At 38.3% G+C, this 26,800-nt stretch carries 28 protein-coding genes, 1 tRNA gene and 1 pseudogene; 5 read left to right on the top strand and 25 right to left on the bottom strand.

The genetic code is table 11. The features are described 5' to 3' along the window. Window positions 1-145: 145 nt before the first annotated feature. Entirely contained in the window at window positions 146-1,324 is a 1,179-nt protein-coding gene (locus F975_RS07705; protein ID WP_004751973.1) for a helix-turn-helix domain-containing protein, read from the bottom strand. A gap of 147 nt (window positions 1,325-1,471) precedes the next feature. On the opposite strand from F975_RS07705, the gene exaC reads away from it, so the two are divergent. Both exaC and F975_RS07695 read left to right on the top strand, forming a co-directional pair. Continuing rightward, the gene (gene exaC / locus F975_RS07700) at window positions 1,472-2,983 is read left to right on the top strand and encodes an acetaldehyde dehydrogenase ExaC (protein WP_004751972.1); all 1,512 of its coding nucleotides are present in this window, start codon (window positions 1,472-1,474) and stop codon (window positions 2,981-2,983) included. A 221-nt stretch (window positions 2,984-3,204) separates the two neighbouring features. Further along, the gene (locus F975_RS07695; RefSeq protein ID WP_004751967.1) at window positions 3,205-3,930 is read left to right on the top strand and encodes a glutamine amidotransferase; all 726 of its coding nucleotides are present in this window, start codon (window positions 3,205-3,207) and stop codon (window positions 3,928-3,930) included. A 132-nt stretch (window positions 3,931-4,062) separates the two neighbouring features. On the opposite strand, the gene F975_RS07690 is transcribed toward F975_RS07695, so the two are convergent. The 6 genes from F975_RS07690 to F975_RS07665 form a co-directional block, all read right to left on the bottom strand. Then, the gene (locus F975_RS07690) at window positions 4,063-4,641 is read right to left on the bottom strand and encodes a YceI family protein (RefSeq protein WP_004751965.1); all 579 of its coding nucleotides are present in this window, start codon (window positions 4,639-4,641) and stop codon (window positions 4,063-4,065) included. 222 nt (window positions 4,642-4,863) lie between these two features. Then, window positions 4,864-5,097, bottom strand: coding sequence for a hypothetical protein (locus F975_RS07685; RefSeq protein ID WP_004751962.1), 234 nt, complete (start codon window positions 5,095-5,097; stop codon window positions 4,864-4,866). A gap of 445 nt (window positions 5,098-5,542) precedes the next feature. Continuing rightward, window positions 5,543-6,136 (bottom strand): alpha/beta hydrolase, encoded by a 594-nt coding sequence (locus F975_RS07680; RefSeq protein ID WP_004751960.1) that lies wholly within the window; start codon window positions 6,134-6,136, stop codon window positions 5,543-5,545. Window positions 6,137-6,148: 12 nt separating this feature from the next. After that, on the bottom strand, window positions 6,149-7,108 hold the full coding sequence (locus tag F975_RS07675) for a glutathione S-transferase family protein (RefSeq protein ID WP_004751958.1): 960 nt from the start codon (window positions 7,106-7,108) through the stop codon (window positions 6,149-6,151). A gap of 63 nt (window positions 7,109-7,171) precedes the next feature. Beyond that, a complete protein-coding gene (locus tag F975_RS07670) occupies window positions 7,172-7,576 on the bottom strand; it encodes a DoxX family protein (protein ID WP_004751956.1) in 405 nt (134 codons plus the stop codon). A 103-nt stretch (window positions 7,577-7,679) separates the two neighbouring features. Further along, window positions 7,680-8,606, bottom strand: a complete 927-nt coding sequence (locus tag F975_RS07665; RefSeq protein ID WP_155757287.1) for a LysR family transcriptional regulator — start codon at window positions 8,604-8,606, stop codon at window positions 7,680-7,682. A gap of 393 nt (window positions 8,607-8,999) precedes the next feature. On the opposite strand from F975_RS07665, the gene F975_RS07660 reads away from it, so the two are divergent. Next, a complete protein-coding gene (locus F975_RS07660) occupies window positions 9,000-9,182 on the top strand; it encodes a hypothetical protein (RefSeq protein WP_004751953.1) in 183 nt (60 codons plus the stop codon). 408 nt (window positions 9,183-9,590) lie between these two features. Here F975_RS07660 and F975_RS07655 read toward each other — a convergent pair. Then, window positions 9,591-9,667: transfer RNA gene (locus tag F975_RS07655), tRNA-Ile, on the bottom strand. 156 nt (window positions 9,668-9,823) lie between these two features. Between F975_RS07655 and F975_RS07650 the strand changes: the two genes are divergently transcribed. Then, the gene (locus tag F975_RS07650) at window positions 9,824-11,236 is read left to right on the top strand and encodes a tyrosine-type recombinase/integrase (protein WP_004751951.1); all 1,413 of its coding nucleotides are present in this window, start codon (window positions 9,824-9,826) and stop codon (window positions 11,234-11,236) included. A 170-nt stretch (window positions 11,237-11,406) separates the two neighbouring features. Here F975_RS07650 and F975_RS07645 read toward each other — a convergent pair whose 3' ends face one another. From F975_RS07645 to F975_RS07615, 7 genes and pseudogenes are all read right to left on the bottom strand, one after another. Then, window positions 11,407-12,288 (bottom strand): MBL fold metallo-hydrolase, encoded by an 882-nt coding sequence (locus F975_RS07645; RefSeq protein WP_004751950.1) that lies wholly within the window; start codon window positions 12,286-12,288, stop codon window positions 11,407-11,409. 85 nt (window positions 12,289-12,373) lie between these two features. Next, window positions 12,374-12,718, bottom strand: a complete 345-nt coding sequence (locus tag F975_RS07640) for a rhodanese-like domain-containing protein (protein ID WP_034425873.1) — start codon at window positions 12,716-12,718, stop codon at window positions 12,374-12,376. Window positions 12,719-12,856: 138 nt separating this feature from the next. Next, the gene (locus tag F975_RS07635; RefSeq protein ID WP_004751946.1) at window positions 12,857-13,297 is read right to left on the bottom strand and encodes a hypothetical protein; all 441 of its coding nucleotides are present in this window, start codon (window positions 13,295-13,297) and stop codon (window positions 12,857-12,859) included. A gap of 156 nt (window positions 13,298-13,453) precedes the next feature. Next, entirely contained in the window at window positions 13,454-14,116 is a 663-nt protein-coding gene (locus tag F975_RS07630; protein ID WP_004751944.1) for a hypothetical protein, read from the bottom strand. A gap of 190 nt (window positions 14,117-14,306) precedes the next feature. Beyond that, entirely contained in the window at window positions 14,307-14,735 is a 429-nt protein-coding gene (locus F975_RS07625; RefSeq protein WP_004751942.1) for a hypothetical protein, read from the bottom strand. A gap of 639 nt (window positions 14,736-15,374) precedes the next feature. Next, window positions 15,375-15,863 carry a hypothetical protein gene (locus tag F975_RS07620; RefSeq protein WP_004751938.1) on the bottom strand — a complete coding sequence of 163 codons (489 nt, stop codon included), beginning with the start codon at window positions 15,861-15,863 and terminating at the stop codon, window positions 15,375-15,377. A gap of 245 nt (window positions 15,864-16,108) precedes the next feature. Continuing rightward, window positions 16,109-16,501 (bottom strand): annotated as a pseudogene (locus F975_RS07615) (LbetaH domain-containing protein); the annotation flags it as partial. Here F975_RS07615 and F975_RS15455 point away from each other — a divergent pair. Further along, a complete protein-coding gene (locus F975_RS15455; protein ID WP_212749277.1) occupies window positions 16,469-16,639 on the top strand; it encodes a hypothetical protein in 171 nt (56 codons plus the stop codon). The pseudogene F975_RS07615 and the gene F975_RS15455 sit on opposite strands and share 33 nt — an antisense overlap. Window positions 16,640-16,706: 67 nt before the next feature. On the opposite strand, the gene lpxA is transcribed toward F975_RS15455, so the two are convergent. From lpxA to frr, 10 genes are read right to left on the bottom strand one after another with little or no spacing between them, the layout of a single operon-like run. Next, complete coding sequence (gene lpxA / locus F975_RS07610; RefSeq protein ID WP_004751935.1) at window positions 16,707-17,495, bottom strand: acyl-ACP--UDP-N-acetylglucosamine O-acyltransferase; 789 nt, start codon at window positions 17,493-17,495, stop codon at window positions 16,707-16,709. 7 nt (window positions 17,496-17,502) lie between these two features. Further along, window positions 17,503-17,979, bottom strand: a complete 477-nt coding sequence (fabZ, locus tag F975_RS07605; protein ID WP_034426211.1) for a 3-hydroxyacyl-ACP dehydratase FabZ — start codon at window positions 17,977-17,979, stop codon at window positions 17,503-17,505. A gap of 2 nt (window positions 17,980-17,981) precedes the next feature. Continuing rightward, a complete protein-coding gene (lpxD, locus tag F975_RS07600) occupies window positions 17,982-19,052 on the bottom strand; it encodes a UDP-3-O-(3-hydroxymyristoyl)glucosamine N-acyltransferase (protein ID WP_004751930.1) in 1,071 nt (356 codons plus the stop codon). 3 nt (window positions 19,053-19,055) lie between these two features. Next, window positions 19,056-19,541 carry an OmpH/Skp family outer membrane protein gene (locus tag F975_RS07595; RefSeq protein ID WP_004751928.1) on the bottom strand — a complete coding sequence of 162 codons (486 nt, stop codon included), beginning with the start codon at window positions 19,539-19,541 and terminating at the stop codon, window positions 19,056-19,058. A gap of 50 nt (window positions 19,542-19,591) precedes the next feature. Beyond that, a complete protein-coding gene (gene bamA / locus F975_RS07590) occupies window positions 19,592-22,057 on the bottom strand; it encodes an outer membrane protein assembly factor BamA (RefSeq protein WP_004751925.1) in 2,466 nt (821 codons plus the stop codon). Window positions 22,058-22,096: 39 nt separating this feature from the next. Then, the gene (gene rseP, locus F975_RS07585; RefSeq protein ID WP_004751923.1) at window positions 22,097-23,452 is read right to left on the bottom strand and encodes an RIP metalloprotease RseP; all 1,356 of its coding nucleotides are present in this window, start codon (window positions 23,450-23,452) and stop codon (window positions 22,097-22,099) included. Next, complete coding sequence (gene ispC / locus F975_RS07580) at window positions 23,452-24,651, bottom strand: 1-deoxy-D-xylulose-5-phosphate reductoisomerase (protein ID WP_004751921.1); 1,200 nt, start codon at window positions 24,649-24,651, stop codon at window positions 23,452-23,454. Before ispC ends, rseP begins: the two co-directional genes overlap by 1 nt. Further along, the gene (locus F975_RS07575) at window positions 24,652-25,476 is read right to left on the bottom strand and encodes a phosphatidate cytidylyltransferase (protein ID WP_004751919.1); all 825 of its coding nucleotides are present in this window, start codon (window positions 25,474-25,476) and stop codon (window positions 24,652-24,654) included. Window positions 25,477-25,479: 3 nt separating this feature from the next. Next, entirely contained in the window at window positions 25,480-26,232 is a 753-nt protein-coding gene (gene uppS / locus F975_RS07570; protein WP_004751917.1) for a polyprenyl diphosphate synthase, read from the bottom strand. Window positions 26,233-26,235: 3 nt separating this feature from the next. Then, window positions 26,236-26,790: a ribosome recycling factor gene (gene frr, locus F975_RS07565; RefSeq protein WP_004751915.1), complete on the bottom strand. Its 555-nt coding sequence runs from the start codon at window positions 26,788-26,790 to the stop codon at window positions 26,236-26,238. Window positions 26,791-26,800: the final 10 nt, after the last annotated feature.

Raw genomic sequence — 26,800 nt, 5'->3', positions numbered from 1 at the left:
AAGTTCGCTTTGTGAGGGGCTTTTTTTATTTTTTAAAACAAAAGAAGACAATGCGATGCATGAGCAACGCAAAAATTATTATTGTTATTCATTTAGCTTGTTGTTTTTATTATTTATCGTTTAAATTTTTCGATTTGGTTTTATCTTACGAATCTTTATACTTTTCTAAGACCTGATGAGCAGGATGAGTTTCTGGTAATAACTCAATCAGGCGCTCAACCGCATCAATCGCATCGGGCACATGTGCGATATGTTTCAGCAGCGTATCCGTATCTTTGGCTTTAAAGATCGCATCACTTAAACGGGATTCCAGACAATCGCGCCAAGCACATAAAAATGGACTTTCGGTTTTCGCTAAAAAGACACCTGTATACAAACGTAAAGCCGATTCTAGATAGCCCGCATCAAGTGCTTGCTCTGCCTGCAAGAAATCCGCCTCTACTTGCGCTAACAAGCGATATGGGCGCGAACCAAGCATTCCACCGAGCAGATCACGTAGCTGTGACATTTCTGCCTTTAACGTGCCCATACTGACCTTACGTTCGCCATAGAGTGCGCTGTGCAATTTGTCGAGATTCATGCCTTGTGGGCAAAGTGCCAAAATGGTCATAATTTCGAATTGGCGTGGAGTCAGTACCAACACTTTGCCATTGAACAATACTTGCGAAACAGAAAAAGCACGAATATACAAACGCTGTTTTTGCTGTTCGAGTAATGCAGATTGAATAATCGAAGCACAACGCTCAACCGCAAGTACGCCTAAAGTATTATGATTTTTCCATGTGGTGGATAAATCGACCACGCCAAGCAACTGATTTGAATATGGGTCAACAATTGGTGTCGCATAACAAACCCAGTCATGCACCGATTCCATATAGTGTTCACTGGAAAAAACACAGCACGACTGTCGAGTTTTCAGCGACAGTGCCAAGGCATTGGTACCCACCGCATCTTCACTCCATTTGCCACCAGACACAAAATGTACCTGCTCAGCCTGAGCCTGCATTTCACGGCTTGCGGCTGTCCAGATAATGGTACTACCAACATCACCAATAGCCAGAACCATTGAGGATTGCTGTGCAACGTGCCTTAATTCGGCCTCACAGCGTTGTAGCGCTGAAGCTAGGGTGTTGCCCTTGAATGCAGTATTGCCTACCAATGGCGCAGCCATGCGCTCTTTTGGAATGCATGCAGAAATACTTCGTTGCCAGGAGCTCATAATGCTCTGACCTACTTCTTGAGCTTGTTGAGGCGACCAGGAGATGCTCTGCCTTAACTGCTCTACCGCACCGCGGTGGTGCGATAAATCTTTCTTCGTAAACATTTGTATATCCCTTGTATAGCTGGCAAATTCCAACCTTTTTCCAACCTAATTTATGATTATTATTATATCCGTAATGTACCAGAAGTACTTTATCAGAAGCAGTATGCTTTTGTTAGATGATATAAAATAAAGCAAAGGAATTTTCACATGCGCTATCTTGACCCGAATCAACCTGGTTCAAAAGTTCAATTCAAATCTCAATATGAGAACTTTATTGGTGGTGAATGGGTTCCACCTGTAAAAGGCATGTATTTTGAAAATAGCTCTCCAGTTGATGGTAAAGTTTTTACAACTGTTGCACGCTCAACCGCTGAAGATGTCGAGCTTGCGTTAGATGCTGCACATAAAGCAAAAGCTTCATGGAACAAATCATCTCCTACAACTCGTTCTAACTTATTACTTAAAATTGCTGACCGTTTAGAAGAAAATCTGGAAGTTCTTGCAGTAGCAGAAACTTGGGACAACGGTAAGCCAATTCGTGAAACACTTGCTGCAGACATCCCACTTGCAATTGACCATTTCCGTTATTTTGCAGGCTGTATCCGTGCACAAGAAGGCGGTATTTCTGAAATCGATGAAGATACCATCGCTTATCACTTCCATGAACCACTAGGCGTTGTAGGTCAAATCATTCCTTGGAACTTCCCAATCTTGATGGCGGCATGGAAAATTGCACCAGCATTGGCTGCAGGTAACTGTATCGTTATGAAGCCAGCTGAGCAAACACCAGCAAGTATTTTGGTTCTCATTGAATTGATTCAAGATCTTCTTCCACCAGGGATCTTAAACATTGTAAGCGGTTTTGGTGCTGAAGTAGGTCGCCCACTTGCAACTAGCCCACGTATTGCAAAAGTTGCATTTACAGGTTCAACTGCTGTTGGTCAATTGATCATGCAGTATGCAACAGAAAACATTATTCCTGTAACACTTGAGCTTGGCGGTAAATCACCAAACATCTTCTTTGAAGACGTTATGGATCAAGACGATGACTACCTAGACAAAGCACTTGAAGGTTTTGCAATGTTTGCGCTTAACCAAGGTGAAGTTTGTACTTGCCCTTCTCGTGCACTTGTTCAAGAAAGCATTGCTGACAAATTCCTGGAAAAAGCAATTGAGCGTGTAAAACGTATCAAAACAGGTCACCCTCTTGACACAGATACCATGATCGGTGCTCAAGCGTCTGTTCAACAGCAAAATAAAATCTTGGGTTGCATCGAAACAGGTCGCAGCGAAGGTGCTCAGTTGTTGACAGGTGGTTCTCCTCGCCATGACGTAGAAGGTGGTTTCTATATCGAACCAACGATCTTCAAAGGCGAAAACAACATGAAGATCTTCCAAGAAGAAATCTTTGGACCTGTATTGTCTGTAACCACATTCAAAGACTTTGACGATGCAATGAAAATTGCAAACGACACTATCTATGGTTTAGGTGCAGGTGTATGGTCACGTTCAGCACATACGTCTTATCGCGCAGGTCGTGCAATTGAAGCGGGCCGTGTATGGACCAACTGTTACCATATCTATCCTGCTCACGCAGCGTTCGGTGGCTATAAACGTTCAGGTATCGGACGTGAAAACCACAAAGATATGTTGAACCATTATCAACAAACTAAAAACTTGTTGGTAAGTTATTCAACTAAAGCGATGGGTTTCTTCTAATTTAGCCTTTTGTAGCGAATTTGCTACACTCTACAGCGAACCTCGATTCGCTGTATTTTTTATTCGAAGCTGATCTAGATCTAACAATTCATGATTGTTTAATTTAGATCAGCTTTTTTATTTCCTGTCTTTTCCTATAAAATGCATTTTAAAAATAACATTTGATGGACTTGATTTTTTCCACTGATTGTTTATGTTTTTAGTTTACTTTGCCTGTTTTTATGATTATGACAACAATACTTCATCCCAATTTACCCAAAACAGTTTACGCCATTCAGCATCTCGCCTTTGAAGATTTAGGCGCACTCGAAGACGCATTTTATCAATATGGTTTTCGCGTCCGCTATTTTGATGCGGGAGTTGATGATTTATCAGCCGCGCTTGCCTATGATGGTCTAGTCATCATTTTGGGTGGCCCTATCGGAGTTTATGAGCAGGATGATTATCCATTTTTAGTCGATGAAATCTCAGGTTTAAAACAGCGGCTTGCCGATAACAAACCAACTTTAGGAATTTGTCTTGGCGCACAACTGATTGCCTATGCTTTAGGTGCTCAAGTCTATGCAGGTCATACCAAAGAAATCGGCTGGAGTTCACTCAGCCTATCTGAAGCAAGCCATAATCCTTTGACCGCACTTGGCAATACTGCTGTTTTACATTGGCATGGTGATACTTTTGACTTGCCTGCCCAAGCCGAATTGCTGGCAAGCTCTGAACTGTATCCGAATCAGGCATTTAAGATTGGACAAAATATCCTAGCATTTCAGTTTCATATTGAAGTGGCAGAAGAAGATCTGGAAAAATGGTTAATTGGGCACACTTGTGAACTGCGTAAAGCCAATATCAATATTCCACAGTTACGACAAGATAACCATCGCTATGCACCAGCGCTTATGTCGAAATCGGCAGAAGTGCTGAAACATTATCTCACCCATTTAAATATATAAAAGCTATTCTGAATGGAACATATCGAGTGTATGAAATATTATTAATATAAAAATAGTTTGAAATTTTTGAGCAATAAAAAAAGCCCTTATCTCAAGGGCTTTTTTTAAATTACATCACTGTATTTTAAGCTATTACTTAGCAGCTTGTGCTTCAGTTGTAATATTTACAGTAATCAAATCACCAACATTTGGCACATAGTTTGCGATGCCAAAGTCTGAACGTTTAAAGCTGGTTGTTGCATTAAAGCCAACAGCTTCTGCTTTGGTCATTGGATGAACACCTTGTTTGTTTAAAACAGCTTTTAAAACAACAGGTTTAGTAATGCCTTTAACAGTCAGGTTACCTGTGATGTTAAAGTGTTTTTTATCTTTAGTTTCAACTTTTGTACTTACAAAGGTAATGTTTGGATATTTTGCTGCATTGAACCAGCCTTCTTCCTGAAACTCTTTGTCTAAAGCAGAAACGTTAGTATTTACACTGCTTACAGGAATAGTTACGTTTACTGAAGAATTAGCAGGTTTTGCGTTATCAACATTAATCACACCTTGAATAGCAGAAAAGTTTGCACTTGGTGTAGAAAAGCCAAAGTGATTCCAAGAGAAAACTGTTGCTGTATGCGCAGGGTCAATTTTATACGCTACAGGTGCTGCTACAGTCAATGAACTCGCAACCGCAACTGCTAAACCAAGGGATAATGCTTTGAAATTCATTTTGTTTGTCTCGTAATAAACTATATGATGATAGATATTCTAAACTTTCATCGGAAAATTACACTGTTATAGATAAAACGGTTTGTTGCATCGATGCAACAATCCTTACAGATTCTTAGCCTGATTATATTTTTTAAAATTTATCTCAACCTTATAAATAAATCACAATCAATCCATCTTATTTCTCTGTATGGAAAAAGCAAAAAGAGCATGAACTATAATTTATGAAATACATCCAATTATTTCAACTAACTTTTTTTCCAAAAATTCTTGATACTTTACTTGTTCTTGCAAAAATTTAATCCTTTCCAAAAGTTCGTCATCGCTTAACGTGATATTTTTTTTCTTAATCAAAACCCTTAATGATTGAATTTTATCACCCCGCTGGATGACCACATTTCTCAGAAAATTTAGCTTTCGCTCTAAGATTTGACGTTCAAGATCCTTATCAATCATCTGATCTAGTCCCGTATACATAAATTAAATAATTTTCACGTAATAATCGCTGCAAAGAATAGCATTATCCGCATAGCAAAACATAGTTAAACTTAAGATTTTTAAACAAAAATTATCGTATGATAAAAAAACAATAATAAAATTTAATAATTTAAATTTATAAAACTTAATGGATCACTATTCAATTTATCGTTTTCATAGCTTTAAAAATTTAAGAGAATTATCGAAAACCTGCTTAACGATTCCACTTAGAGAATAAGATAATCTTGGGAAAGCAGCCATATTTATTCTAAAAATACAAAGAGGAAGTATGCTGTAACAGCATATTTCCTCAACTTTATTTTAAAGTTACCTTCCCAAAATTGCTTTAAGCACTCATTTTGACTCTTAGCATACAGTCGTATGCTATATACGTAATAACTTATAATATTCAGATTTTTATAAACTACTTAAAAAAGTTTAAGCTTTGTTCCAATTCAGTCCGATTAATATTGTGACCAAGGCCATCAAATAAATGTACCGTTGTATTAAAACCCGCTTGTGTTAAATACTGCTCTGCCTGAACCGATTCAGTCGCTGGAATGACCGTATCACTCTGACCATGCAACAACAAAATTTTAGGCTTATAAGCCAAATCTGCTTGAATTGGGCTGGATAACCGTCCAGAAAAACCAATCATGCCAGCAACAGCCCAACGTCCTGACACCACAGCATCGAGTGCCATAATGGTGCCTTGTGAAAATCCGCAAAACACCACCTGATCCAAATGATCTTGTAACTGGTGTTGCTCTAAAATTTGTTGAATCGCCTGGTCAAAAGCAGGACGTGCCTGTTCAATCCGCTGTAATCGATTCTCTACAGTCACCCCATCAATACTGAACCACTGAAAAGCTTCAGGACTATTCATAAATCGATAAGGTGCATTCGGCGCTGCAATTTGTAGTTCAGGATAATGATGTTGCCAAAACTTGCCCACAGGCAATAAATCTGCGCCCTGACTCCCAACACCATGCAAGAAAATCACCAGTTTAATTTTCATCGTATTCTCACCTTATACGGGTAATTGAAAGTTAATTTCGGGTCCAACAGGCACAATACCTAAAGGATTTAAGGACTTAATTGAATAATATCCCTGTTTGATATGCTCAAAATTCACCGTCTGAGCAATATCAGGAATCATGAGAATATCCTGTACATAGCGCGTTAAATGCGGATAGTTACGTAACTGTTTCAGATTACATTTAAACAAACCATGATATGCCACGTCGAAACGAATTAAAGTCACAAATAGACGAATATCCGTTTCAGTAAATTCATTTCCAAACAAATAGCGGCGTTGTGACAATCTTACTTCGAGTTGTTCCAGCATTTCGAAAACGTCCGCGACTGCATGCTCATAAGCGATTTGTGTCGTTGCAAAACCAGCACGATACACGCCATTGTTGAGTTTTTGATAAATCTGTTCATTCAGTGCATCGATTTCAGACTGTAGCTTTTGAGGATACAACTCGTAATCAGACTGCACCAGATTAGCGAACCCAGAATTAAACATTCGTACAATATCGGACGATTCATTATTAACGATCGTTTTACGTTTTTTATCCCAAAGCACAGGTACGGTTGCCCGCCCAGTGAAATTCGGGTCAGCAAGCGTATAAATCTCATGCATATATTGTTTATGATTTAAGCTGTCTGTATCCGCAGAAAAGGCATGTCCGAAACGCCAGCCAAAGTCGCTCAATTGAGGTTCAACCACGGAAACCGACACAATATCGGTTAAGCCTTTTAATTCACGGGCAATCAGCGTCCGTGATGCCCAAGGGCAAATCAATGCGACATACAAATGATAGCGCCCTTTTTCTGCCTGAAAACCATCCTCACCTGTTTGACCTGCCTGACCATCAGGCGTAACCCAATTTCTAAAACTTGATATTTGGCGGACAAAGCCACCTTCTTGGTCAATTGCCTGTACGGGTTGCCAGTTCTCTACCCACTGTCCATTTACTAACATGGTTTTATCCTATTCAAAGTAAAATAGTGTAGTGCTGATTTAGTACCACATTTCATTTTTATTTTATGATTTAAAAGAAGATTTTAAATGATATGGTCCATCACCAATTAATGCCAGACTGATTAACCCGACAATCCAGAACGCTGGATATTCCCAGCCACCATTGGCATTGGTAAACCAGAAACCTGCCGCACCATGCACAGTAAAGATTGCCCCAAGCAATACGGGAATCAGTGCCAGTGCTGCCAAACGTGGCTTAAAGCCCACTAGAAGTGCAATTGCTCCTACCACTTCCCAAGTGATCGTCACGTATGCCATCCAGCCAGGAACACCCACTGATTCAAAAAATTTGGCAGTACCTGCAGGCGTAAAGACGAAAAATTTTAGCCCTGCATGTGCAAAAAATAAAATCGCTAGACTCACCCGCAACAGCAAAGCGGCATAAGGTGCGGTTCGTGCAGTATTCATGATGATTTCCTTTAACCCAGTCGTTATGGAAATAGCATAATTATTTTTAATCTGTAGATTAATCACATAGCAAGCAAAATATTATTTCCAATTTGGAAATAATTTATGACTCTGATTCGCTCAGATCCCACTCTGGGCGACTCTGATAATAGCTTTTTAGAAAGTCAATCAAGCGTCTGACCTTGTTTGCCAAATGCCTTGATGGTGGATAAACCGCATATAGACCACTACTTTTGATCCGATAATTCGGCATGATTGGAATCAATTGCTTGGCTTTTAGTGACTGCCCACAAATAAAGGCAGGCATTCTACAAATCCCTAAACCAGCCAAAGCTGCTGTATGGCAAGCTTCAGTATTTGCAAAATGAATTCGACCCTGTATTTGTACCGCTTCTTGTTGTTCAGGCTGTTGCACAGTGTTAAAACGCCACAATTCAGGCTCTTTAAAATTACGATCAATAATGCATTGATGCTCTAGTAAATCTTGTGGATGCTCAGGTAACTGTACTTTCTGCAAATAACTGGGGGCAGCTACAAGTAAAATCTGTATATCCAGCAAATGTCGGGCAATCAGGTTGCTGTCTTTTAAAGAACCAATTCGGATCGCAAGGTCAAAGCCTTCATCAATCACATTCACCAGACGATCTGTAAAGCTGACATCAAGTTCAATTTCAGGATATAGCTGGGCAAAGTCAACCAGTGCATGACTTAACTGGTTCACCCCAAAAGAATTGGGAACACTAATTTTAATACGTCCACTCGGTGTTTGTGACTGGTTTTTAACACTCACTTCAAGCTCATCAAACTCAGCCATGAGTTGCTTGACTTGCAAATAATAGGCTTGCCCAATTTCTGTAGTACGCAAAGAACGTGTTGAACGATGCAGCAATTGCACACCCAATTCATTTTCCAGACGTGCAATCAGTTTAGAAGCCTGAGCCACACTGGTCAGACGCTGTTCGGCAGCTTTAGCAAAGCTGCCTTGTTCTATCACCGCAATCAACATCCGATTGCATTCCAAGCGATCCATATCTGCAACTTATAACAATTTCATCCCCAATATATTGATACTACAATAAAATCGTTTTGGGATAAAAAATCTTATCTGTATTTTAGAGCGGTATCCTTTTTATAAAAAATTACGTTGTCATGATGCAGTATATTTTTATGATTTGACTTTAGCTGTTCACCAGACATTCGAACTGATTGAAGTCAAAATATAGAATGAAGGTTTTATTTCGGAACTTTTTGAGTTGTATCAAACCCACAACGCAAAACTGGATCATGATTTGTCAGTAGAAATTCGGGCGCTGTTTGATATTTAGATACAATATAAAACTACATCTTTTTTTTACATCCGTGCATTGTAATAGAGTCGGTTAGAAAATCGTCAATCTGATAATTTTAGAAAAGGATGAATAAAATGACTAAGCAAAAACACACTAAGGATGAATTAGGGTCTAACAAAGCTGAAGAGCAATCAAGTCTAGACGATGCTCCAACTCAAAAAAACCCTAAAGATAAATCTAATGAGCATGAGCAGCATAAATCAAGCCATTATCATCAGCACCATGATAGTACCAGCAACTATAAACAACCCCATTGAGCAGTTCTATATAGCTCTAAAGAATAGAAAGCATAAACATCAATTTATGCTTTCTAAGGACTGCCGAGTTTGACTATATAATAAATAATGAATAGATAGATTCTATCGTTAGAGGCGATAGATTAAATTATCTAATTACATGAATTTTCTACTATTGAAACTGTTCTTTATACTGAATAAAGAGGTGTTTCAATAATTCTGTCGTTATATTCAGTAACTCGTATTTTATTCTGTGCTTCGTAAAAGTATTAGAATTCGAGTGAGTGCAAAATAAGCCGAAAACTTACAAGATTGAATACACAATAGATCCGAATAAAGTTATGTAAAAACAAAAAACCCATGAATCTTCATCATTCATGGGTTTATATATTAAATCATTGCAAAGCTGTGCATATGATTACAAGAATTTGGTGGGCCCACACAGACTTGAACTGTGGACCAACGGATTATGAGTCCGCTGCTCTAACCAACTGAGCTATAGGCCCTATAAATTAAAAACATTATATATCAATGCTTTTAATGTTTGTGAATAATACACAACTAGAAAAACCTTTGCAATAATTTTCTTTGTAGACGTTTTGTAGGCGCTACAGAATATTGCATGCTATTGTATATTAGTGCTAATGCGGGAATCGTACACCATGTCGGGTGAAAACACAAAGCTAACCAAAACTTTTGTTGATTCAGTACCTTTATCTCCAAATCATGCAAAATTCTACAGAGACTCAGAACTTTTAGGTTTTGCACTGCGTGTGCTTTCCTCAAAAGTCTACATTGTTGAGCGAAGAATCAACGGTAAATCTTCTGTACGAGTAACAATCGGAAAAGATGGAAATATTACTGTTGATCAAGCAAGAGAACAAGCACGATTCCTGCTCGACCAAATGTCGCAAGGCATTAACCCAAACAAAGAGAAGCTGCATAAAAAACAGAAACAACAGGAAAATGATGACATCGCTGAGCAGCAACCTTCTCTACAAAACGCCTACAATGCCTACAAATCTGAGCGACAACTTGGAGAAAAGACACAAAAAGACTATGAACAATGCATGAATGATTATTTGGGTGACTGGAAAAATATCAGGCTTATAGATATCACGCAAAAAATGATTCAAGAAAAGCATGACGAACTTACTCAAAGATCAAAATCCAGAGCAAACTTAGCAATGCGTTTTTTGCGAGCTATTTTTAATTTCGCAACTGAGCACTACTTAGATGTAAATGATAAAAGTATTCTTGATATTAAAAATCCTGTTTCGACTCTCACTACAAAAAAATCATGGAACAAAGTCAAATGCAGAAAAAACTATATTCGAAAAGATCAGCTAGCCGACTGGGTAAAAGTCATTCTATATACCCAATGGGTTGGGCAAAATTACTATAATTGCAATGCATACACCAATCAGGATTTCATCCTAACGGTTTTATTAACTGGTTTCAGGCGTGAAGAAACAGAAAAACTAGAGTGGAAGCATGTTGATTTAAAATATAAAACCATCACATCTGTAAACCCTAAGAATGGTAAACCGATTACATTACCTATGGGTGAAATACTCACCTATATTATGCAGTCCAGATATAAACGATCTGCTGGTAAGCCTTACGTCTTTCAAGCCCGCCAGGGAGAAGGTCACGTCACAAATAGAAGCAAAGCACGATTGAAGATCGTTGAAGAGTCTGGAATTGAGTTTACTTACCATGATTTACGGCGCACATTCTCCAGCCTAGCGAAGAGTATTAATGTTGGTTCAGGTACAATCAAACGCCTTATCAATCATACTTCTGAAGATGATTCAAAAAATGGCACAGATGGCGATGCACAAGTCTCATTTGAAGAGATGTATGACGCAATGTGCAAAATTGAAAATCTAATTTTTAATGATGACGCAAAATTTGCAATCAAAAACCGTACTTTTGATACACCAAGTAGGCATCAAGCTTACTTTGAAAAATCCATAATGGAAAATGTAAACTACGTACATGGCATATCCAAAATAGAGCAGCTAAAAGAATTAATGAGTCAGCCCAAAGAAGTTAAAAAAACATCGGTATGATGGATTTTTCTGCCTATTCAAAATACTTGTGATATCCCTGCATAAATTCGTCACTGGTTTTACATTCAGCAAATGTTGAATTGCCCCTACCACATCACGGTTATTCAGCATAATTTTCCATGATGTCAGTGTATTTAGCTTCATCTACACGTTTGCTTTTTAAGGTTAACTTAACTCTTGGCTTTGAAATAATTCAGCGGTAGTTTTAAATAAGATATTCCATTTTGCTCTGGCTTTGGAAAATTACCTGCAATCATATTAATTTGAATTGATGGCAAAATCAGTCTAGGCATACTTAAAGTCGTATCACGTTTTTGGCGCATTTCAACAAAATCGGTTTTTTTTATGCCTGTATGAATATGGATATTCGTTTGTTTTTGGGTTTTGATATCTGTTTCACAAATGTAATGATCGCGAGATTCTGGCAAATAGTCATGGCATAAAAAAACGCGTGTATCTTCAGGTAATTGATACAGTTTTTGTACCGAATCAAATAAGGTTGCTGCATTTCCCTTTGGAAAATCGCATCGTGCCGTACCATAGTCAGGCATAAAGAGCGTATCTCCAACAAAAACAGCATTTCCAATCACATAGCTTAAACAAGCAGGCGTATGACCAGGGGTGGGAATATTGTAGGCTTGCAAATTTCCGATTGTAAATTGTTCATGATCATCAAAGACATGGTCGAAAGTCTGACTCAGACGGAGTTGATCGATATCAATGTTGTATATTGCACTAAAAGTTTCTTGTACCAATGAAATTCGATGACTGATTGCTACTTTGCCACCAAGCTGCTTTTTTAAATATTGTGCTGCCGTTAAATGATCTGCATGTACATGCGTTTCTAAAATCCATTCCACTGTTAATTGCTGTTCTTTAATATAATCAATGATTTGATCTGCATGAAATGTAAACGTGACAGCAGAAACTGGATCGTAATCAAGAACACTATCAATAATTGCACATTGTTTAGTTACAGGATCTGAAACCACATAACTAAATGTATTTGTATTTATATCAAAAAAATCTTTTACATTTGGATGAAATGACATTTCCCTATCCCCTTGTTCAAAAATCAATGTTTGATCGTTTATTTTATATTGAGCATATACTTAAAGTTTTAAAATCAGTTGAACTTTAATTTGTCACAGAAGGCATAGCTTGTTGCCACCATGATTTCATTCCTCCTTTGAGTTGTGTAGCGGAATAACCCATCTTATTAAGTATGCGTGTTGCAGGAATACTGCGGTGTGCCGATAAACAAATCGTTACAATGGGCTGATCCAGTTTGAGCCCTAAAGACTGTATTGCCGATTCTGTAAACTGAGTGATTGGTAAATTGACTGCACCTTCTATATGGCTGTGTTTAAATTCCTGAACACTACGAACATCAATGATTTTCACACGGCTGCGATTTTCCCATAATTCCTGACAAGTGATTTCAGGCACCTTACCCCAAGGTAAGTACATCAGAATATTCAATATTATTTTTTCCTATAAATATCTACTATCAATTGCAAATTGAATAACATCATACAGCTCACCAATAAACCATCCACCATAGCCTTACAGTAGAAGTTAAAAAAGCGACCTGTTGGCCGCTTTTTATTTGATAGTGATTTATTCAAAATTTCCATTAGCAAAGATTATTTTTCCTAATGAAAATTCTGTATTTAACTTCTTAATGATCACTTTATAGAATATGTCATCTATAATGTTTACATGAGTAGATTGATTTGTAGGTTTTGCGAAATATATTTTTTCATGATTATGTGAAGATTCAAATTTGTATATATCAAAAACTCTAATGACCTGTTTTTGATAATAAAAATGTACTTTATTTAAAGAAATATCTGAAACCTTAATATCTTGATCAAGAATTCTGTAAAAAGATTGTATATTTGGAGGAAGATCTCCAACATTAAAATCACCACCTTCTTCTTTTTCTACTTTAAACTTTAAAAAAATATCATCTTTAGCTAAATAGATAGATGAATCATCATCATTTGGTTGATACCATTCAGATTGCTCAAGTAACGTTTTTATATCATTAATATTCATATTATTTCCTATTAAATAAAATTTTTAAAAATATATGTTGTATATATTACATACAGATATTTTGAAAAAAATTCAAGATACTAAATTTAAAAAACCAACATCAATGATGTTGGCTTAAGATATACCAAGATTATTTCTATGCATGTGCTACTTTGGTCACGCCTTAGAAGAGTCAGCATTCATAGATTTATCCAGCACATCCTTTGCATACGCAATTTCGTTTGCAATGGTTTCTTGACTCGCACCACCTTGAGATAATTGTGCTTGATACATGTTTAGAAATGCTAAAAGATTCATTTTTTTAGTATTAATAGAAGATACTAGAGCAACAACTGTTAAAATTTTCTCTGGTTTATATTCGAAATTATGAATCGTAATATTTTGATACCACGCTGTCATATCTATTCGAAGAGCTGACTGCCCTTCAAATGCAAGATAACAAGCTCCGATCTCATCAGTATAATATGGTCGATTAAGTAACATATCTAACTCAAAATAAACTAGAGAACTTATTGCAGATAGAGCAGCTTCCCGAACACCTGAAAGAAACATTTTTACTTCAGAATTGATCATGCTGCGCATCTCGGCAGATTCATTCGCTGAAAAGAAACGTACTGTATTAAAATTATAAACAATTTTCTGAACAGGAAATGAATCCGTCTTATCTTGAGCGTACTGTAAATTTTCTTCAATCTTACATTGAAAAAGGTTCGCTTTTGCATTCCCCAACTGAATAAGTAAATCTAGGGTTTCTTTTTGAGCCATATCTTCTGATGTTGAATCATCTATTTTGTTCAAATAGTTTCTTATTGATGACATAACTTTTATCCTGTTTTTTAACCAAGGATCTATATCCCTCTTAAAGTTTGCCTTAACAGATAGGCTTTTATAATATGCATATATACTTTTTTATTGATGCATTTCATTGAATGTCGGATTTGCAGCTCGGCATCAGTAAATACTTATCAGCTGTACAGGAAGTAATATACTTGATAAAAGTCGCGCGGAGTCATAAACAGGATTCCTCATCAGCGATGGCTTGTTTGAGTTGTTTCAGATTGACAAAACCATAAGCGCTGTCCAGTTGGTAATTTAAATACGAACTATCAATCCACGCCCCATCATCACAAAGCATCAAAGCCTTATCGTTAGGGTCTTCAGATGACTTTTTGTATTCAACCCCTAATCGGTTTATATATTCAGATTCGTCACTGTCCACAGATAAAAATACGTCTTTGCAAGCATCCAGACCCTGACCTTTTTCGATGATTTCATGTGACTGAACCAAGCGTTTTAGGTCACTCAGCAAAACTTCACTGTCCGAATCTAAATGCGAGTAGTAAGATCCATCGCTATAGGCATTGTCCCAGTGTGCATTTTTCACAACGTCCTGTGCTTCAGCCCAGCCGTATTTTTTTACAAACGTATTTGCCTTCATACCACTCCCCCTCAAATCCCACCTATGCCAGATACGGCGCAAGTTTTTTACGTTGTTCAGGATGACTCAGTTTTCAGCACAGTGCGCGCCGCAAGCTATTCATCGCTTTCCCCTGCTTCGGCAAACTTGCTCGACACTTCATAACGATATGTCAGCTTTTGAACGAACAGGTTGATTTGTTTGTCAGAGAGCTTTTTCATTTTTGCTGTTTGATTTTGTGTCGCGCGTTGTTGCTCTCTGCTTTGGTATTTTAAACGAGCATTCAGTAACCAGCCAGCAAAGTAATAGTGCTATCAGGTTATCGCACAGGTTTTTGTCTCTGCTATAGCATTCAAATGGATTTTTCTCTCGTTTGGCTCATGTTTTTGACAAGGTTCTTGAATCTGAAATTGATCAATTTCTTATTGCTGAAAAGTTTGAAGTACTTTGGAGAACTAAAAGATGAATATGACTGTTCCTCAAAAACTCAGTCAAAAAATTAAAAATGAATTAAAAGTCTTTTGCCAAGATCACTCTTTGGACAAACAGCAATATCAGCACCGATGCGAAATTATTGACAAGACGTTATTTACTGACTGAGCAAGTTGCACAGGTTGAAATTAATCATCATTATCATGTGGTCTAAATACAGTAAATAATTTAAAAAATCCGAATATATTCAATTGAATATGCTGAAAAAATATCTGGCAACCCCATAAAAACACTCGATAAATGGGATGCAAGAAACCCAATAAAAAAACCATAAACCAAGGTTTGATAATTGAGAAGATCACGACTGATTTTAATTTTTAAGAATGGAATTCTATACAATAATTGCTGGATGGTTTTAGGATTTGACAGTGCCAGCGCAATACAAAACCAGCCGATATAACTGAGAGTTGGTGATTTATCCAACATCAACCACGAAGAACTTTTTATATCATAAGCATAGGATAACCATGTTGCATGATTAGAATACAAGTAAGTAATAATTTTTCCTGGCAATAAGCCTAAATCTAAAAACCAAAAAAACCATAGAAAGTTTTTGAGTACAAAAAAACTAAATCCAACTTCGTTAAAAACATAATCTATATTTTTCTTATGCTCATCGGTGCTAATTTTTGTTGAATTGTCCTTAGACCTAAACATGCAAATATCTCAAAAAAGAATCAACTGTCATTTTAGAGCATCTTACTCTGCTATGCGTATAAATTTTAGTGAGAACAAGTCACAGATCCCCTATTTTAGAGGGTTCTGCCCTAATTTTTATTTAAAATTTAACCTCAATGCAACAAAACTCATGTTTTAACGCAAAGGCTTTACTTTACGCATCAATTTTTGTTGCTTTGCAGATAAATTTGATTTTTTTATAATTAAGCATCTCATTGATTTTTTTATTTTGTGTGGTGATCTGCCTGAAAGTCCAGATAAGTTTTACGTGGCAATAACAGGTCTTGTTCATTCAATGGCATGACTTCTTGCAGGCTGTGCAAACAACGCTGAGTCAGCTCGATATATTGCTGTGTCCCTTGAGTTTTCCATGCGATCTCGTCGGCTCTTAATTCACGAATAATTTTCACAGGGCTACCGAGTGCCAAGCTATTGGCAGGAATCTTGGTCTTTGCCGTTACGGTGCTGTTTGCACCAATAATGGTATTTTCACCAATTTCTGAGTCATCCAGAATCACGCTGTTCATGCCGATCATGGCATTTTTTCCGACTTTACAACCATGCAAAATCGCAGCATATCCAATATGCCCCATGTCTTCGACCACGGTAACGCTTTGAAGTTCAGAATCATTTACCATATTACACCCGAAGGCATCAAAGTGGTTGAACTGGCAGATAAGGTAGAATTTGAAGAAGTACAGCAGAAAACTGGCGCATCACTTATCAACCAACAACAATATCTGCAAAGTGCCTAAAAATATGAAAAGTGATTTTCATAAAAAAAGATGCCGAATGGCATCTTTTTTTATCATGCTATCCTGCTTAACGCAAAATACCACGCTGTGACTGTTCTAAAGAATCAATCAGCAACTGAACTTCAGCCACCTCTGGCAAGATTTCTGCACGAATACGCTCAAGCGCTTCTACGGTTGTCAGACTTTCTTTATAAATGAGCTTGAATGCTTCACGTAAGCCTTGAATCACTTGTTTTGACCAACCTTTACGACGCATTCCTTCAATATTCAAACCAAAAGCATGGGCTGGATTTCCAGATGCCATCACATAAGCAGGCACATCTTTCACAATTAAAGATGCCGCACCGATCATGCTATAAGAGTCAATCTTACAGAATTGATGAATTCCAGAGTTCCCACCAATCACAACATAACTTCCAACATGAACGTGACCTGCCACGCCCACATTATTGGCAAAAATATTATGATCACCAATCTGACAATCGTGAGCAATATGTGTATTAACCATCAGTAAGTTATAACTACCTACTTTGGTTAAACCATGATCTTGCACCGTACCGCGGTGTAAGCTGCAATGCTCACGAATCACATTATGATCGCCAACTTCAAGCCATGTTTCCTCGCCTTTATATTTAAGGTCCTGACAAACCTCACCTACACTAGCGAACTGGAAAATCTCATTATGTTCACCAATACGAGTATATCCGCCAATCACAACGTGAGAGTGAAGTTTAGTACCTGCACCTATTGTCACGTGAGGACCAATCACACAGTAAGGACCAACTTCTACATCTGGTGCAATAACTGCAGATGAGTCAATAATAGCGGTTGGGTGGATATATTCTTTATTGCTCATGCCTACTCTAGATTCTTTGATGAGAGATAATAATTTCAGCCGTTGTTGCCACAATACCATCAACGCTAGCAGTACAGTTGTATTTGTAAATACCGCGTTTTTGCATGACAAGCTCAGATTTCAGCACGAGCTGATCACCTGCAACAACCTGCTTCTTAAAACGAACTTTCTCTGCACCTGCAAAAAGGAACAAAGAACCTGGTTGTGGTTTTTCATTATTTAATACGAAACCCAACACACCAGAAATTTGTGCCAATGCCTCAACGATTAAGACACCTGGCATAATTGGATATTCTGGAAAATGCCCTTGAAGAAATTCTTCATTAATAGACACATTTTTATAACCAACGATACTGTTATCGGTAATTTCTGTCACTCGATCCACCAACAAGAATGGATAGCGATGTGGCAAATATTCACGAATTTGTTGAATATTCATTGGTAATTCTGGTTTATTCAAATCTTGATTTTGTGACTCTGTCATATTCATTTACGCATATTAAAAGTTGATTCAAGTGACTCAATACGAGTTTGTATATGATCTAGTCGTTTGACAATTTGGGTCAATGGCACATCTGCTAATTGTCTCAAGCGAACAATCGTACGACGCCAGTGTCCACTTTCAAACAAACCAGTTCCTGAAGAATATGCACCAGACTCAAAAATACTTTTTGTGACCATTGACATTCCTGTTAATGTCACATTGTCTGCAATTTTTAGGTGTCCGGCCACCCCACAAGCGCCCGCAAGTATACAGTTTTTGCCAATCGTTGTACTACCTGCAATGCCTGTTTTTGCAGCAATCGCAGTATTTTCACCAACATGCACATTATGTGCGATTTGCACAAGGTTATCTACAATGACCCCATCTTCCAAAATTGTGTCATCTAATGCACCACGGTCAATACTACAATTTGATCCAATGCGCACATTATTGCCAATTTTCACAGAGCCTAACTGTGCAATGCGATGCCACTTCCCTTGATAAGGAGCAAAGCCAAAACCTTCACTTCCGATCACGGTATTGGCATGAATGCGCACATTGTTACCAATTTTGCTAAATCCAGTAATCGTAACATGTGAGTCAATAAAACATTTCTGCCCAATTTCCACACCATCATCAATCTTGGCATGTGACTCAATAAATGTATCATCCCCAATGACACAGTTCTCACCAATGACCACATAGTGACCAATATAGGCAGTATCTGAAATCATGGCAGAAGGATGAATTTGGGCTGTACTCTCAATCCCCACATCTGTTTTTTTAATTTCAAACACATGTGTAAGCATTGCAAAAGCAAGATATGGATTTTCAACAACAATAAAATTCTGATGTGTTGTCAATTGAGATTGTAAGTCACGTGTGACGATTAAGACAGCAGCCTTAGAAGCAAGTGCTTGCTCTAAGTATTTATCCCCATTCACAAAAGAAATCTGCTGAGATGTCGCTTGCTCTAAACTAGACAAACCTGAAACTTTCGTTTCAGGTTGTCCAATTAATTCACCATGTACTAAAGATGCTAATTCTTTAAGTGTATATGAACGCTGAATCATTGATTATTTCATCGCATTAACCTTTTGAATCATTTTATCAGTTAAGTCGTTCTTAACGTCATAGGCAAGTGCTGAATTTTTATTCAAAACGAAATCTAAACTGTTTTCTTTACGCAATTGTTCTGCAGCTTGCTGCACACGTGTGGTAAAAGTTTGCCCTGTCGCCTGAGAAGTAGACTGTACGCGCTGCTGAATGTTTTGTTCCAATGAATTAATTTCTTTTACTTTCGCATCATATTGTGTTTTAAGCTGCTGTACTTCTGCTGGTTTAGCTGTAGCTGCTTTATTTTGCAAATCCTGAATCTCTTTATTTAACTGTTCAACACGTGTAGCGGCAGGTTTTACTGCTTGTTGTAAACCGTCATTTTGCTGTTTCAAATAAGTACTGTTTTCAACAACACGTTGCATGTCAATGACACCATAACCTGCAGCGTGTGCCATACCCATAAAACCTAAACCTGCTACTAATGCTACTGCTAATTTTTTCATTGATATATCCTTAAATCATTACATTTTTAACGACTGGCTGAAGGCCGAACTTAGAAAGTTCGACCAATCTGGAATTGCACTGCTTGTGTTTGATCAGTTGTTTTCTTATTCAACGGGAAAGCATAACTGATTGAAAGAGGACCAATCATGGTATTCCAAGTCAGACCAAAACCAACACTATAACGTAAATTACCTAAATCAAAACCGTAGTTATCTTTACAGTATTGCTTTGCTCCAGCATCTGTAGACGTGCTTGGAGTAGCAGGATTGTTATAAGCACTTACATTACATGTTGTATCAAAGACACTACCACCTTCAGCAAACAATACAGGACGAACATTACGTGCCCAGTCAGCTTTTGATGGCACAGGTAAAATCAATTCCCCGCCAAATTGTACGAGTGCATTTGCACCTGTAGAATCCCGACTACTGCTTTGCGCTATGTTATTCGCGCTATAGTACACTCCAGGATAAGCTGGCCCTAAAGTATTGTCTTGATAACCACGAACTGATCCCCAACCACCAGCATAGTAGTTTTTCCAGAACGGCAGATCATGGCCATAACCTAACTTACCATAACCATGAACTCCCCAACCTTTACTACCAATTGGGAAAAATACTTGGGTACTATAAGTCAATTTCTGATATGCAGCATCACTACCTGGCAAAGCAACTTCCAGATTCACACTGTGCAACTGACCTGATGTTGGTAACATTGGTCGGTTTAGCGTATTAAATGACCAACCCAAGTTTACAAGGTAATTGAGATAGCTTCCATCAAACTCACTCGCGTAAGGCGCACCGCCAGCGGTTGGCGTTGCCGTTGCTTTCACTTTACCGCCATGACTCAACAAATAGTCTCTAAATGCAACAGAACCATACTGGTCAGTAGAAATATCAGTACTTTCTAAACCAAATGAGCCACTAACACTTTGGTTCTCATCGATTGGATAAGACAGGCTTGTATTGGCGCCGAGTGTTTTAGAGTAGTAATCACTAACGTGGTAATCTTGGTATGGTTTAGTTTCTTTATAATAGACATTATAACCAGCACTTACGCCATCAATCGTAAAGTATGGGTCTGTAACTGCTAAACTATAAGACGTTGCATACTGAGACTTGGTAAAGTCAAAACCTACACTTTTACCTGTACCCAGGAAGTTAGACTGGCTAATCCCAGCTTGATAAGTAATACCACCACTTTGTGAGTAACCAAGTGCTAGAGTACTTGTGCCTGAATGTTGCTCTTCAACATTAACATCCAAATCAATTTGGTCTGGTACATTTGGAATACGTACAGGTTTAACATCAACAGTTTTAAAGTAACCCGTACGCTCTAAGCGCACTTTAGACAAGTCAATTTTCTCGTTACTTGCCAAAGCGCCTTCCATTTGACGCATTTCACGACGTAATACCTGATCTTCAGTTTTAGTATTACCCGTAAAGTTAATACGACGAATCGTCACTTGCTGACCTGGATTAATGTAATAATTCAGATCAACGATTTTCTTATCATTATCAATTTGTGGAACAACATTGATTTCAGCAAAGTAATAACCTGCATTACCATATTTATGCAATAACAGATTTTTAACGGCATCAATTTTTTCTTGAGAATAAGTATCGCCATCTTTATAAATTTGCAGCGTTTTTAATTCTTCAGGTTTAAATAAAGTATCACCTAAGAACTTAGTCTGACCAACCTTGAATTGCTGGCCTTCAGTAATTGAAACTTCAACAAAAATATTTTTCTTATCATTACTGATATTCAAGTTTGATGAATTCACAGCAAAATTGACATAACCTGCATTCAAATATAAGGCACGTAATGCTTCCAGACTTGCCGCCATACGCTCTTTAGCATAACGGTCATTACGAGTCACGATAGATGACCAACTGCTTTCTTTAAGTGCGAATGCTCGTTTAATGTCATCATCGCTAAAAACTGTGTTACCAATCACGCTAATATTGACAACTTTAGCAGCCTTACCTTCATTAAAATTAATGGTTAAGTCAACGCGGTTATTTGGGCGCGGTGTGGTTTCAACTTTAATATCAGCATTATAACGACCTTGCTGATTGTATTGCTGCTCAAGCTCTGTCTCAAGATTTTGCAGAGTTGACTTTTTCAGGACTTCGCCTTCTGCAATTCCCATTTTTTTCAAGCCGTCTTGCAAAGCTTCTTTAGGAATGAGCTTGTTGCCTTTAAATTCAACTTTAGAAATAATAGGACGTTCAACAACATTAAAAACTAAAGTATTGCCCTGTTGGGTCGCTTTAATGTCATCAAATAAACCTGAATCATATAAAGTATGTATCGCGTTATTGAGGCTCGCATCATTTACACGATCACCACTTTTTATTGGCAACATACTATAAATATTGGCAGGGGTTAAGCGAACTAAACCTTCGATTTTAACATCTTGGGCAACAAATTCATCCGCGGCATAAACTTGTTGTACAGCAGCCATTGCACTCACCAGTGCTAAAGGCATTAAAAAATGTGTGTGACGCATGCCTATTTTTTCCACTAAGTTGGATATTTCGTAATTCTGTTATAAACGCATAAAATCATTAAATAAAGCAAGGACCATCATGCTACCTAGCAATACCATACCGATTTTAAAACCAATCATTTGTATTTGTTCAGAAACAGGTTTACCTCGAATTGCTTCTATAAAATAATAAACTAGATGTCCACCATCAAGCATTGGAATTGGTAACAAGTTCAAAATCCCCAAACTTACACTCATCAATGCCATAAATGAAATAAAAGTTTGCCAACCCATTTCTGCACTTTGTCCAGCAACTTTAGCAATCGTAATTGGACCTGATAAATTTTCCAAACCAATTAAACCACGAACCATTTTGGTCATTGAATTTAAGATCATACTGGAAATTTCACCAGTCTTTTGTACCGCTTTTCCAAACGCTTGTACAGGTGTATATTGAATAGTTTGCTTATATTGGCTAGGAACAGTAATGTGTGCTGACTTGGTTTGAACCCCCAGCATGCCTGTCACATTTCCCATATTGTCACGCTTGCCCTGAGGCATGACCTGCAACTGAAGAACCTTACCTTGCCGCTCAACATCAATTTTAAGTAATTTTTCTGGCGACTTTTGTACGATATCAACTACATCGAACCAGTCAGGTGTTTTCACCCCATCAATTGCAAGAATCTTGTCGCTTTTTTGCATACCTTGACGACTAGCAGCGCCATCTGGCACAAGCTGATCAATAATAGGTTCAATTTTTGGACGATATGGCAAAAATCCTAAAGTATCTAAAGCAGACTGTGTTTGATCTTTTAAGAAGTTCTGAATGGGTAGACTAAAATTTTTGAGTTGACCCTGATGTTCAGCCTGTACCTGAATTTGCCCTGTCTCTCCCGCACGATCAACCAGTGCAAAATTTAAGGCTTCCCAAGTCGAGGTAGTTTTACCATCAATTGCAACAACTTTATCACCGACTTGCAAACCTGCAATCGAGGCAGGCGTTTCAGGTATCACTTTACCAACGCGGGTATTAAGCTGTTCCTGCTGGGGTAAAAACAGTACCCAAAACAATAAAACTGCAAAGATCAAGTTAATCAGTGGCCCTGCTGCAACAATCGCGATGCGTTTCCAAGGAGACTGACGGTTAAATGCAAAAGGAAGATCTTCAGCCTTAACATCACCTTCGCGTTCATCCAGCATTTTGACATAACCACCCAAAGGCAATGCCGATAACCGATACTGAATTCCCGACTTTTTAGATGTCCAATTAAGTACAGTTGGTCCGAAGCCAATTGAATAGACCAGAACCTTGACACCCAATTTGCGTGCAACCCAATAATGACCAAATTCATGAATGGCAATCAGTGGCCCAAGCAAAAAAATTGCCGCAAGCACAATAAATAAAATACTCATTATTTTAGCCTTAAAGCATCAACACGCTGAGTTGCTATATTACGAGCAAATTGATCTGCTTGTAAAATAGTCTCTAGCGAATTGGCCTGAGCATTTTCCATATCATTTAAGGTATGTTCTACAACTTCAGGAATTGCGGTAAATTTTATTTTTTGCTGTAAAAATGCAGCAACTGCAATTTCATTGGCAGCATTTAAAATCGCTGGGGCAACACCACCTGCTTGCATAGCATGACGAGCTAAACGTAAGGCAGGAAATTTAATCGTGTCGGGCTGTTGAAAATTAAGCTGTTGATGTACAAATAAATCCAAAGCATCTACGGGCGTTGAGATGCGCTGTGGCCAAGCCAATGCATGTGCAATTGGCGTACACATATCAGGATTACCCATTTGAGCCAAAGTTGAACCATCCACATATTGAACCATAGAATGAATAATACTTTGTGGATGGATAACGACTGTAACAAAATGTTCTGAAATTGAAAACAAATGACATGCTTCAATCAATTCCAGACCTTTATTCATGAGCGTTGCAGAATCGACGGATATTTTCTGGCCCATTGACCAATTTGGATGTTTGCATGCCTGCGCGGGGGTCACATCATGTAAGTCATTCAATGATGTATTTAAAAATGGGCCACCTGATGCAGTCAGCAGAATTCGAGAGACACCTTGTTTAGGTTGACCTGTACGCTCTGACTGACAATAGCCATTTGGCAAACACTGAAAAATCGCATTATGCTCAGAGTCTACAGGCAGCAAAAGCGCCTGATGCTGTTCAGCTGCTTGCATCATGATTTCGCCAGACATAACCAAAGCTTCTTTGTTCGCAAGCAGTACGCGCTTACTGGCTTTGACTGCTGCTAATGTTGGTAGCAGTCCTGCTGCACCAACAATTGCCGCCATGACAATATCAACCTGTGGATGCTCAGCAACAGCAACCAAACCAGCTTCATCAGTCAAAATTTCTGTATAATCAATCTGATGCTGTTTAAACAACTGTGCCAGTCGATCTTGTTGCGTTGAGGGAACAACAGCAACTTGAGGATGGAACTGTTTGCATATTTCAACCAATTTTTCAAGTCGACTATACGCCGTAACTGCAAAAACCGAGTATTTATCTGGATGTTGCTGCAATACTTTTAATGTACTTTCACCAATTGAACCAGTTGCACCCAATATACAAACAGATTGAGACATTTAGAGATCTACACCGATAAGTTTTAGTAAATAAATTCCTGTTGCAAAAATCGGTGCTGCTGCGAGCAATGAATCGATACGATCCAAAACACCACCATGCCCAGGAAGAATTCGACCCGAATCTTTCACACCTGCTCGGCGCTTAATCATTGATTCAAACAAGTCACCTTGAACCGAACCAAGTACAGTGATAATCGAGAGGATTAGAAATAGTACATGTTGTAATAAAGTTAAATGTAAATAATGACTTTGAACAATAACAACAATAATACCTGAAGTGATTAAGCCACCAAATAAACCTTCAACCGATTTATTGGGGCTAACATTTGGCGCCATTTTACGCCGACCCAACTTTCGCCCAACAAAATACGCACCACTATCTGCGCCCCAAACCAAGAGGAATAGATACATTAGCCACCACGGCGAATGTTCCCAGACAGAGAAAATTGCACTCACTGCTGCTGAAATCAGGATCAGGCCAACCAGATTAAGGCTTTTATTATACCAACCATCATATTCTGGAAAGTTTTTCACCCAATATACACTGGTGAGCCACACTAAAATGGAAGCTATCCAAAAAAGCAATGTAATATCATGAACATACAATGCAATCACAGATACAATCAAGGCGATACAAGCATATCCAAAAACAAAAAATGGTCGTATCGATGCATCCTGCTTTGGCATTAATTTGTACCACTCATACCCTGCAATCGTTGCAGCAATGACCATCAATGCTTGCATAGGGTAATGCGAGGTTGTAGCAAACATACAACTTAAAACAATTGCTACCAATACCAACGCGGTTTTAATCCGCTCAAACATGTATTATTTCTCAGTTTTCTCTTGTTGGATTTGTTCAGAGGTTTTACCAAAACGGCGTTCACGCTGTGCAAATACCTTAAAGGCTTGATTAAGTTCTTCTACTGAAAACTCAGGCCATAATGTTTTAGTAAAATAAAGCTCTGCATATGCAGACTGCCACAGCAAGAAATTAGAAATTCGATAATCTCCGCCTGTTCGAATGAGCAAGTCTACTGGAGGCAAATCTCCAAGATGAATATATTGACCAAACAGTGCGGGATTAATCTGATCAACTGTAATTTTATGGTCAAGTACATCTTGAGCAATACGCTTGGCTGAATCCGCAATATCCCACATACCGCCATAACTAATCGCGATCGTCAGCGTCATTTGCTTAAAGTGAGCGGTTTGTTGCTCAGCAGTATTGAGTAACTCTTGCAAGTGTAATGGAAGTCGAGAACGCTCACCGATAAAACGTAGAGCAATCTCAAACTTGATCATACGCGGGATTTGCTCATGAACGGTCTGCTCTAGCAAATGCATCAGCAAATCAACTTCAGGTTGAGGTCGATTCCAGTTTTCACTTGAAAAAGCAAAAACCGTCAAGGCCTGAACCCCAAGCTCACGGCAGCGCTCTACGACAGGATCTAGCGTATTTTTACCTTCTTTATGCCCAGCGCCTTGCGCAAGATGCATTTTTTTAGCAAAACGATTGTTGCCATCCATAATGATGGCAACATGTTGAGGAAGGTGATGAATGCCGTTTAAACTCGTCATTCATTAAACCTTCATTAACTCTTCTTCTTTTGCAGCTAGACGCTTATCTACTTCAGCTACATATTTGTCAGTGATCTTTTGAATATCATCACTTGCGCGGCGTTCATCATCTTCAGAAATTTCTTTTTCTTTCAATAATGTTTTTAAGTCGCCCAAAACATCACGACGAATGTTACGAATTGCAACTTTGGCATTTTCAGCTTCAGTACGTGCAACCTTTTGCATATCACGGCGAGTTTCTTCAGTGAGTGCTGGTAATGGCACACGAATTGCATCGGCAGTAATTGGATTTAAACCCAAATCACTTTCACGAATCGCTTTATCAATTGCAGAAACCATGGTGCGTTCAAATGGTTGAACAATCAACATACGTGAATCTTCAACACCCACGTTTGCCACTTGGTTTAATGGCACATCCGAACCGTAGTAAGGAACCATGACACCATTTAAAATAGATGGGTGCGCACGGCCAGTACGAACTTTTGCAAATCCTTGCTCCAAGGACTCGAGTGACTTTTGCATTCGCTGTTCGCTGTCTTTTTTAAGATCGTTAATCATATGATCTTCC

The organism is Acinetobacter brisouisimilis (genome assembly GCF_000368265.1).
In the GTDB taxonomy this organism is placed as follows: domain Bacteria; phylum Pseudomonadota; class Gammaproteobacteria; order Pseudomonadales; family Moraxellaceae; genus Acinetobacter.
Note: the sequence above shows the minus strand (reverse complement) of the source record. Positions and strands in the feature narration are given on the sequence as shown.

Bases quoted from the DNA above. Each gene is read 5' to 3' on its own strand.
- F975_RS07705 (WP_004751973.1), bottom strand. From the start codon at position 1,324: ATGTTTACGAAGAAAGATTTATCGCACCACCGCGGTGCGGTAGAGCAG.
- exaC (WP_004751972.1), top strand. From the start codon at position 1,472: ATGCGCTATCTTGACCCGAATCAACCTGGTTCAAAAGTTCAATTCAAA.
- F975_RS07695 (WP_004751967.1), top strand. From the start codon at position 3,205: ATGATTATGACAACAATACTTCATCCCAATTTACCCAAAACAGTTTAC.
- F975_RS07690 (WP_004751965.1), bottom strand. From the start codon at position 4,641: ATGAATTTCAAAGCATTATCCCTTGGTTTAGCAGTTGCGGTTGCGAGT.
- F975_RS07685 (WP_004751962.1), bottom strand. From the start codon at position 5,097: ATGATTGATAAGGATCTTGAACGTCAAATCTTAGAGCGAAAGCTAAAT.
- F975_RS07680 (WP_004751960.1), bottom strand. From the start codon at position 6,136: ATGAAAATTAAACTGGTGATTTTCTTGCATGGTGTTGGGAGTCAGGGC.
- F975_RS07675 (WP_004751958.1), bottom strand. From the start codon at position 7,108: ATGTTAGTAAATGGACAGTGGGTAGAGAACTGGCAACCCGTACAGGCA.
- F975_RS07670 (WP_004751956.1), bottom strand. From the start codon at position 7,576: ATGAATACTGCACGAACCGCACCTTATGCCGCTTTGCTGTTGCGGGTG.
- F975_RS07665 (WP_155757287.1), bottom strand. From the start codon at position 8,606: ATGGATCGCTTGGAATGCAATCGGATGTTGATTGCGGTGATAGAACAA.
- F975_RS07660 (WP_004751953.1), top strand. From the start codon at position 9,000: ATGACTAAGCAAAAACACACTAAGGATGAATTAGGGTCTAACAAAGCT.
- F975_RS07650 (WP_004751951.1), top strand. From the start codon at position 9,824: ATGTCGGGTGAAAACACAAAGCTAACCAAAACTTTTGTTGATTCAGTA.
- F975_RS07645 (WP_004751950.1), bottom strand. From the start codon at position 12,288: ATGTCATTTCATCCAAATGTAAAAGATTTTTTTGATATAAATACAAAT.
- F975_RS07635 (WP_004751946.1), bottom strand. From the start codon at position 13,297: ATGAATATTAATGATATAAAAACGTTACTTGAGCAATCTGAATGGTAT.
- F975_RS07630 (WP_004751944.1), bottom strand. From the start codon at position 14,116: ATGTCATCAATAAGAAACTATTTGAACAAAATAGATGATTCAACATCA.
- F975_RS07625 (WP_004751942.1), bottom strand. From the start codon at position 14,735: ATGAAGGCAAATACGTTTGTAAAAAAATACGGCTGGGCTGAAGCACAG.
- F975_RS07620 (WP_004751938.1), bottom strand. From the start codon at position 15,863: ATGTTTAGGTCTAAGGACAATTCAACAAAAATTAGCACCGATGAGCAT.
- F975_RS15455 (WP_212749277.1), top strand. From the start codon at position 16,469: ATGCCCCATGTCTTCGACCACGGTAACGCTTTGAAGTTCAGAATCATT.
- lpxA (WP_004751935.1), bottom strand. From the start codon at position 17,495: ATGAGCAATAAAGAATATATCCACCCAACCGCTATTATTGACTCATCT.
- fabZ (WP_034426211.1), bottom strand. From the start codon at position 17,979: ATGACAGAGTCACAAAATCAAGATTTGAATAAACCAGAATTACCAATG.
- lpxD (WP_004751930.1), bottom strand. From the start codon at position 19,052: ATGATTCAGCGTTCATATACACTTAAAGAATTAGCATCTTTAGTACAT.
- F975_RS07595 (WP_004751928.1), bottom strand. From the start codon at position 19,541: ATGAAAAAATTAGCAGTAGCATTAGTAGCAGGTTTAGGTTTTATGGGT.
- bamA (WP_004751925.1), bottom strand. From the start codon at position 22,057: ATGCGTCACACACATTTTTTAATGCCTTTAGCACTGGTGAGTGCAATG.
- rseP (WP_004751923.1), bottom strand. From the start codon at position 23,452: ATGAGTATTTTATTTATTGTGCTTGCGGCAATTTTTTTGCTTGGGCCA.
- ispC (WP_004751921.1), bottom strand. From the start codon at position 24,651: ATGTCTCAATCTGTTTGTATATTGGGTGCAACTGGTTCAATTGGTGAA.
- F975_RS07575 (WP_004751919.1), bottom strand. From the start codon at position 25,476: ATGTTTGAGCGGATTAAAACCGCGTTGGTATTGGTAGCAATTGTTTTA.
- uppS (WP_004751917.1), bottom strand. From the start codon at position 26,232: ATGACGAGTTTAAACGGCATTCATCACCTTCCTCAACATGTTGCCATC.
- frr (WP_004751915.1), bottom strand. From the start codon at position 26,790: ATGATTAACGATCTTAAAAAAGACAGCGAACAGCGAATGCAAAAGTCA.